Origin of the sequence: Streptomyces rimosus subsp. rimosus (genome assembly GCF_000720725.1) — a bacterium.
GTDB lineage: Bacteria > Actinomycetota > Actinomycetes > Streptomycetales > Streptomycetaceae > Streptomyces > Streptomyces rimosus_A.
Genome location: NZ_JOCQ01000181.1, coordinates 1 through 7,908, shown reverse-complemented (window position 1 = coordinate 7,908; position 7,908 = coordinate 1). Strand labels below are relative to the sequence as shown.

Annotated in this window: 4 protein-coding genes and 1 pseudogene; 4 read left to right on the top strand and 1 reads right to left on the bottom strand. The window is 72.4% G+C overall.

The genetic code is table 11. From position 1 onward, the window contains the following. A pseudogene (locus tag IH45_RS1000000145750) lies at positions 1 to 999 on the bottom strand (hypothetical protein); the annotation flags it as partial. A gap of 369 nt (positions 1,000 to 1,368) precedes the next feature. On the opposite strand from IH45_RS1000000145750, the gene leuS reads away from it, so the two are divergent. The 4 genes from leuS to IH45_RS1000000151210 all read left to right on the top strand — a co-directional run bounded on the left by leuS (position 1,369) and on the right by IH45_RS1000000151210 (position 7,857). After that, positions 1,369 to 4,257 carry a leucine--tRNA ligase gene (gene leuS / locus IH45_RS0141735; protein WP_030682030.1) on the top strand — a complete coding sequence of 963 codons (2,889 nt, stop codon included), beginning with the start codon at positions 1,369 to 1,371 and terminating at the stop codon, positions 4,255 to 4,257. A 201-nt stretch (positions 4,258 to 4,458) separates the two neighbouring features. Further along, entirely contained in the window at positions 4,459 to 5,235 is a 777-nt protein-coding gene (locus tag IH45_RS0141730; RefSeq protein WP_030682027.1) for a hypothetical protein, read from the top strand. Between the two features lie 147 nt (positions 5,236 to 5,382). After that, complete coding sequence (locus IH45_RS0141725) at positions 5,383 to 6,228, top strand: DegV family protein (protein WP_030682024.1); 846 nt, start codon at positions 5,383 to 5,385, stop codon at positions 6,226 to 6,228. Between the two features lie 1,053 nt (positions 6,229 to 7,281). Beyond that, positions 7,282 to 7,857: a ComEA family DNA-binding protein gene (locus IH45_RS1000000151210; protein ID WP_030682022.1), complete on the top strand. Its 576-nt coding sequence runs from the start codon at positions 7,282 to 7,284 to the stop codon at positions 7,855 to 7,857. The last annotated feature ends 51 nt before the right edge of the window (positions 7,858 to 7,908 follow it).

Below are 7,908 nucleotides of genomic sequence, written 5' to 3'. Positions count from 1 at the left end.
GGTGTGGAAGGAGTGCGGTGCGTAAGGGGGAGGGGCGGTGGCCGGGTACGGAGGTGGGGTGGAAGGAGTGGTGGCCGGGTACGGAGGCGGCGCGAACTCCTGGGGTGACGGGGGCGACAGGGGGGACGGGGGTGAGGAGGGTGGCGGCTGTGACTCCGGCGGCGGAGCGGTACTGCGGGCGCGCAGGCGGACCCGTAGGACGTGGGGAAGGAACGCACGCGCCAGAAGGGCGGCGGCCACGGCCGCCAGGCACAGTGCGTACCCGGCGGTAACCCAGCCGGAGGGGCTGCGGCCCGCCTTCAGGCCGTGCACGAGCGCCAGGCACCAGGCCGGATACGCGCAGGCGTGCAGGGCGCGCCAGCGTTCCGAGGCGCGGCCGCGGCCCGCGAAGGCGCTGCGGAGCGCGCCGGTCGCCGCGGTCAGCACCATCAGGTAGCCCGCCATGGCGCCGAAGCCGATCAGTGTGGTCGCTTCGGGCGCGGGGGCCCCGCTGAAGGGGAGCAGCGCGTTCCGTACGTGGGCGTGCTCTTTGGCGACCTTGACCGCGATGTGCAGGACCAGGAAACCGAGGGAGGCGGTGCCGAGGGCCCGGTGCACACCCTGGGCGAGCAGCCGGCTGCGCGGCAGCAGGACCGTACGGCCCGCGGCGACCAGTCCCCAGACGACGGCGGCCGTGAGGGACACGAGGGCCAGTACGCCGCCGGTGAAGTCGAGGAAGCCGCGCAGGGGCTCGGTCCCGGAGAGCAGGAGGAGCGCAAGAGCGGCGGCGGCTCCGGCGATGAGCGCGGGGCGGCGGCGCGCGCGGGGGCGGGGGACCTGGACCGTCGGCGCGCTTGGTGAGGCGGCGGGGCGCGGGCCGTCCCGGGGCCCCGGACGATGCAGACCGAAGGGCGGCCGGAGCGGGCCCGCCGTATGGAGGCGGGGCAGGGACAGGCCGGGCCGGGATAAGCCGGGGAGGCGCGGGCTGGAGGCGGCGCGGCGTTTGCGGTGGGGACGCATGCGGGAAAGGTAGGCGGGTCCTGGGCGGGGGTGGCGGGCTTTGCGTAAGCGAGGTGGTGCGGGGCGGCGCGCTGCTACGGTCGGTCGTCGGGCTTGTTCGAGAGGCCTGTCGTCGGGCTTGTTCGAGGGGCTTGGGGGGCCACCCCGCCGGAAGGTCCCAGCGGGCCCGGCGCCCCCTGCGGTACCCTGGCGCCATGCGTGCGGTACACCTTCTGCTTAGCGGGCCGCGCTGATCAGTACCGACCGGTGAGCTTCCGGTCGGCATCGGCGCGGCGTCCCCTCCTGTGCGAGGGGTCTTTTTGTTTCCGCAGAAATTCGCACTTCTCGCAGTAGCCGCAGGCAGAGACGACCGATGGAGCTTTGAGGACGATGAGCGAGACGACTTCGGCTGCCGAGGTGGCAGCGCCGCACCGTTACACGGCAGCGCTGGCCGCCGACATCGAGGAGCGCTGGCAGGACTTCTGGGAGGCGGAGGGGACGTACGAGGCCCCGAACCCGAAGGGCGACCTGGCGGGCGACCCGGAGCTGGTGGCCAAGCCCAAGAAGTTCATCATGGACATGTTCCCGTACCCCTCGGGTGCGGGGCTGCACGTGGGCCACCCGCTGGGCTTCATCGCCACCGACGTCTACGCCCGCCATCTGCGGATGACCGGCCACAACGTGCTGCACACCCTGGGCTTCGACGCCTTCGGGCTGCCCGCCGAGCAGTACGCCGTACAGACCGGCACCCACCCCCGGGTCTCCACCGAGGCCAACATCGTCAACATGCGGCGTCAGCTGCGCCGGCTGGGTCTGGGCCATGACCTGCGCCGGTCGGTCGAGACGATCGACCCGGCCTATTACAAGTGGACCCAGTGGATCTTCGTTCAGATCTTCAACTCCTGGTACGACGCCGAGGCCGGGAAGGCGCGGCCGATCAGTGAGCTGGTGGCGCAGTTCGAGGCGGGGGAGCGTGCGACCCCGGACGGGCGCCCGTGGGGCGCGCTGAGCGCCGCCGAGCGCGCCGAGGTGCTGGGCGAGTACCGCCTGGCGTACGCCTCGGACGCGCCGGTCAACTGGTGCCCCGGCCTGGGCACCGTGCTGGCCAACGAGGAGGTCACCGCCGAGGGCCGGTCCGAGCGCGGCAACTTCCCGGTCTTCAAGGCCAAGCTGCGCCAGTGGAACATGCGCATCACCGCCTACGGGGACCGCCTGCTGGAGGACCTGGACGGGCTGGACTGGCCGGAGGCCATCAAGCTGCAGCAGCGCAACTGGATCGGCCGGTCCGAGGGCGCGCGCGTGGACTTCCCGGTCGGCGACGACAAGATCACCGTCTTCACCACCCGCCAGGACACCCTGTTCGGCGCCACCTACATGGTGCTGGCGCCCGAGCACGAGCTGGTCTCCGGCGAGCGTTCGATCGTCCCGGACGCCTGGCCGGAGGGCACCCATGAGGTGTGGACCGGCGGCTACGGCACCCCGGCCGAGGCGGTCGCCGCGTACCGCAAGCAGGCCGCGGCCAAGTCGGACGTCGAGCGGCAGGCCGAGGCCAAGGACAAGACCGGCGTCTTCACCGGCGCGTACGCGACCAACCCGGTCAGCGGCGAGCGCGTCCCGGTCTTCATCGCCGACTATGTGCTGATGGGCTACGGCACCGGCGCGATCATGGCCGTCCCGGCGCACGACAGCCGTGACTTCGCCTTCGCGCGCGCCTTCGAGCTGCCCATGCGTTGCGTGGTCGAGCCGTCGGACGACCGCGGCCAGGACCCGGCCACCTGGGACGAGGCCTTCGACTCGTACGAAGCGAAGATCGTCAACTCGTCCGGCGCGGACATCGCGGGCGCGGACATCTCGCTGGACGGCCTGACCGTCCCGGACGCCAAGATCAAGATCACCGAGTGGCTGTCGGCGAACGGCATCGGCGAGGGCACGGTCAACTTCCGGCTGCGCGACTGGCTGTTCAGCCGGCAGCGCTACTGGGGCGAGCCGTTCCCGATCGTCTACGACGAGGACGGCGTCGCGCACGCGCTGCCCGAGTCGATGCTGCCGCTGGAACTGCCCGAGGTGGACGACTACTCGCCGCGCACCTTCGACCCGGACGACGCCGACACCCAGCCCGAGACCCCGCTGTCCCGCAACGAGGACTGGGTCAACGTCGAGCTGGACCTGGGCGACGGCCCGAAGAAGTACCGCCGCGAGACCAACACCATGCCCAACTGGGCGGGTTCCTGCTGGTACGAGATGCGCTACACCGACCCGCGCAACGACACGGCGCTGGTCGACCCGGAGATCGAGCAGTACTGGATGGGCCCCCGTGAGGGGCAGCCGACCGGTGGCGTCGACCTGTACGTGGGCGGCCAGGAGCACGCGGTGCTGCACCTGCTGTACGCGCGCTTCTGGTCCAAGGTGCTGCACGACCTGGGGCACATCGCCTCCTCGGAGCCCTTCCACAAGCTGTACAACCAGGGCATGATCCAGGCGTTCGTCTACCGGGACAGCCGCGGCATCGCCGTACCGGCCGCCGAGGTGGAGGAGCGCGACGGCGCGTACTACTACCAGGGCGAGAAGGTCAGCCGTGTCCTGGGCAAGATGGGCAAGTCCCTGAAGAACGCCGTCACGCCGGACGAGATCTGCGCGGAGTACGGCGCGGACACGCTGCGCCTGTACGAGATGGCGATGGGCCCGCTGGACGTCTCGCGGCCGTGGGACACCCGCGCCGTGGTCGGCCAGTACCGGCTGCTGCAGCGGCTGTGGCGCAACGTCGTGGACGAAGCGACCGGCGAGGTCACCGTCGTCGACGCGGAGCCGGACGAGGACACGCTGCGCGCGCTGCACAAGGCGATCGACGGCGTCGGCCAGGACCTGGCCAACCTGCGGTTCAACACCGCCATCGCCAAGGTGACGGAGCTGAACAACCACCTGACGAAGGCGGGCGGCCCGGTCGCGCGCTCGGTGGCCGAGCGCCTGGTCCTGCTGGTCGCGCCGCTGGCCCCGCACATCGCCGAGGAGCTGTGGCGCAAGCTGGGCCACACCGACTCCGTCGTCCACCGGGACTTCCCGGTCGCCGACCCGGCGTACGTGGTCGACGAGACCGTGACCTGCGTCGTCCAGATCAAGGGCAAGGTCAAGGCCCGCCTGGAGGTCGCGCCGTCGGTCACGGACACGGACCTGGAGGCGGCGGCGCTGGCGGACCCGGCGGTCGTGGCGGCGCTGGGCGGCGCCGGCATCCGCAAGGTCATCGTGCGGGCGCCCAAGCTGGTGAACATCGTTCCCGCGTAAGGTGCTGGTCCGGGCGGCGGAAGCGCTGCGGGCCGTGGCCGGTTCCGGCGGCCGGGCCCGCCGTGGGCGCGGCTAAGGGATGACCACTACGGGCAGGTTGGGGGTTCGAAAGGAACCTCCGGCCTGCCCGTGGCGTTTACGGTGGAAGAGCCGGGCCCCGGCGCCACCGTCACCCTGCCGCTGTCATGACGAGGAGAATCCATGGAAGCCGTCATCGCGATCGTCGGTCTCCTCTTCGTACTGTTCGTGGCGGCCGGCGTCTTCGTCACGGTCAAGGCCGTACAGGCGGCCAAGCGCGGGGTGGACCGCGGCATGGCCCAGGCGCGCCGGACGGTCGAGGACACCACGCTCAGGGCGCGTCAGCTGACCCAGCCGGGCGTGGCCGGTGAGCTGGCGCAGCTGCGGCTGTCGCTGCGTACGTCGATGCGGGCGACCCAGGACGTGCTGCACGCCGGTGCCGCGGAGGACGCCTCGCTGAAGGAGTCCCTGGGGCTGTTCGAGCGGCTCAGCGCCCACGGCCACGAGCTCGACGACGAGCTGAAGCGGCTGGAGCGGGAGCCCGACCGCGGCAGTGTCGCGGCCCGGCTGCCGGAGCTGCGCGAGCGGCTGGAGCGCATCACGCACTCCGCGGAGTCGCTGCGGTGGGCCGCCCGGGACCGCGCCCGGCAGTTCGCGGACGACGATCTGGCCGCGCTGAACGAACAGATCGACATGGAGGCCGGCGCGCTGCGGCACTGGGCGAAGGAGCCGCTGGAGGACCGCCTCAAGGCGTCCGGGGAAGCACCGGGGACGGCGCGCAAAGCCGCGGCTGGTTCTTCCGGTTCTTCCGGTCCTTCCGCCGGTGCTTCGGGAGGCGCGGCCGGGCGGAAGTCGTGGGGTCCCGTGGAGGACGAGACGCCCGCCATCACGGCCCGTGACCCGCGGACGCAGCCCTCGTACCCGTGGCAGAAGGCCCCGCGTACGGAACGGACGACCTGATTCCGGGGAGGCGTCGCGCTGCGGGCACGTGGCGGGCGCGCCGTGACACGCGCACCGGCGACTCTTGGCAAATCTCTGGCCAAACCTGAGGGATCATGAAAGGGACCGCACTGTCGGGGGCCGGGCGACCCGGATAACCTCCCAGTCATGTCCCGCCATGTCGCGATCGTCACCGATTCAACGGCCTACCTGCCACGGGCGGCACTGCAACGCCACGCCATCACGGCGGTACCGCTCACCGTCGTCCTCGGGGACGAGGCCCTGGAGGAGGGCACCGAGATCTCGGCGAGATCGGTCGCCCAGGCCCTGCAGAAGCGCCGGTACGTGACGACATCGCGGCCCAGTCCCGAGGCGTTCGCCGCCACCTACCGGGAGATCGCCGAGGCGGGTGCGCGGAGCATCGTGTCCCTGCATCTGTCCTCGGAGTTCTCGGGTACGTACGACGCGGCGGTGCTGGCGGCCGCGGAGGCTCCCGTGCCGGTACGGGTCGTGGACACCGGCATGGTCGCGATGGCGCTGGGCTTCTGCGCCCTGGCCGCGGCCGAGGCGGCGGAGTCCGGCGGGAGCCTGGACGAGGCGGTCGCCGCGGCCGAGAAGCGCGCTGAACAAACCTCCGCCTACTTCTACGTGGACACCCTCGACTACCTGCGCCGGGGCGGCCGGATCGGGGCCGCGCAGGCACTGCTCGGCTCGGCGCTCGCGGTCAAACCGCTGCTCCAGCTCGCCGAGGGGCGGATCGATCTCCTGGAAAAGGTCCGCACGGCGTCGAAGGCGATCGCCAGGCTGGAGGAGATCGCCGTGGAGCGGGCGGGCGAGGGCCAGGTGGACATCGCCGTACACCACCTCGCGGCCCCCGACCGCTCGGAAGCCCTGGCCGACCGCCTACGGGACCGCGTCCCGGACCTGGCGGAACTCCACGTGAGCGAGGTGGGCGCAGTAATCGGGGCGCACACGGGGCCGGGGTTGTTGGGGGTTGTGGTTTCGCCGCGGTAGGGGGCGGGGGAGGGGGTGGGGCTGGGGTGAAGATGCTCGGGTGCGGGTGCGGCGGGTGCGCTGGAGGTGTCGAAGCGACGGGATGTGCTGGAAGATTCCGTCACGCAGCGTGATTGCTTGGCCCCTCTGTCGGGCAGGGGCAACACAGGGGGAGAAGCGCCGAAACGGTCCCCCGGGTGACGCAGTTATCCACAACCCGCCGGTTATCCCCGGGATTTGACGCCCCGCAGCGAGATGGCCGCGAGCCGTCTAACGTCGGTGGGCATGACGCAGCGATCACTCTCCGTAACTGCCCGTACCGGGTCTGCCGCCGAGCACCCCGACAGCGATCCCGGCTTCCGACCCGACCACAACTCCGAACTTGAGCCCGGCCACGCTGCCGGCCAGCGCCCCGGCCCCGTCCCGGGCCCGGCCGCCGATCACAACGCTGGGTTCGACCCGGACTTCGGCTCCGGGATCGCTCTTGGTTCCCTGCCGGGCCGCCCTCCCCGCCGCAGAGCGGCACGTATGAGGGTGTGGGGCAGGTCGGCCCGGCGCGTGGAAACTGCGGCGGCGGTACGGGCGCGGGCCGAGGCGCTGTTCCGGGGTCCACCGGAGCCGGATCGTCGGGCGGGCCCACCGGATCGCCCGGTGGGCTCGGAGGCGGCGGGAGACGGCGGCCCCCCGGCAGTGGACCCGCCCCAAGAGCACTCACCCCCTGAATACCCGCCCCAGGATCACTCGCCCCCTGAGTGCCCACCCCAGGAACGCCCGCCGGACGCACCACAGGGATGCCCGCCGGACGCACCCCCAGCCCGCCCCGGACGCGCCACCCGGCTACGCCTCGCCGTCCGGGAGCGGCTGCCGCTGTGGGTACAGACGAGATGCGCGACCGACCCGAGAGCGCTGGCCGCCCTGGTCGTGGTGTTCCTGGTGGCCGTGGCCCTTGCGGCTCACCATTTCTGGGCGGCCCGGCCCCAGTCCGTACGGGCCCCAGCTGCCGCGCGTGCCACACCGGCGCTGACCGCGGCTCCGGCGCCACAGCCCCAGGCAGCGGCACCGACCCCGGGCGGTGTGCCACCGGCCGTCGCGGGACGCGTCATCGTGGTCGACGTCGTCGGCAAGGTGCACCGGCCCGGCATCCACCGGCTGCCACCCGGATCCCGGGTCGCCGACGCGCTGAGGGTGGCGGGTGGTGTGCTGGACGGCGCGAACCTCCGCGGGCTGAACCGGGCGCGGCTGCTGGTCGACGGCGAGCAGATCGCCGTGGACGCACCGGTAGCGGGGGCTGTGCCGGGGGCGGCGGGCCAGGGTGCGGGCTCCGGAGCGGCCCCGGGCGCCGGACCCGGCTCGCCGGCGACCGGAGGCGGGACGGCCGACGGCGCATCGTCCAGCAGCGCCGGAGCCTCCGCTGGTACGGGCGGTACGGGCGGTACGGGCGGTACGGGCGCCGGAGCCGCCCCCGTCAGTCTCAACTCCGCGACCGCGGAACAGCTCGACGCCCTCCCCGGAGTCGGCCCCGTCCTGGCCCGGCACATCATCGAATACCGCACCGCGCACGGTGGCTTCACCTCTGTGGAACAGCTCCGCGACGTGAACGGCATCGGCGACCGCCGCTTCGCCGACCTGCGCCCCCTGGTCCAGCCATGACCACCGACCGCACCACACTGCCCCCACCACCTACGGACCTCACCCCTGCCC

Excerpts from the sequence above, each read along its gene's own strand:
- IH45_RS0141730 (WP_030682027.1), top strand. The coding sequence starts at position 4,459 with ATGGAAGCCGTCATCGCGATCGTCGGTCTCCTCTTCGTACTGTTCGTG.
- leuS (WP_030682030.1), top strand. The coding sequence starts at position 1,369 with ATGAGCGAGACGACTTCGGCTGCCGAGGTGGCAGCGCCGCACCGTTAC.
- IH45_RS0141725 (WP_030682024.1), top strand. The coding sequence starts at position 5,383 with ATGTCCCGCCATGTCGCGATCGTCACCGATTCAACGGCCTACCTGCCA.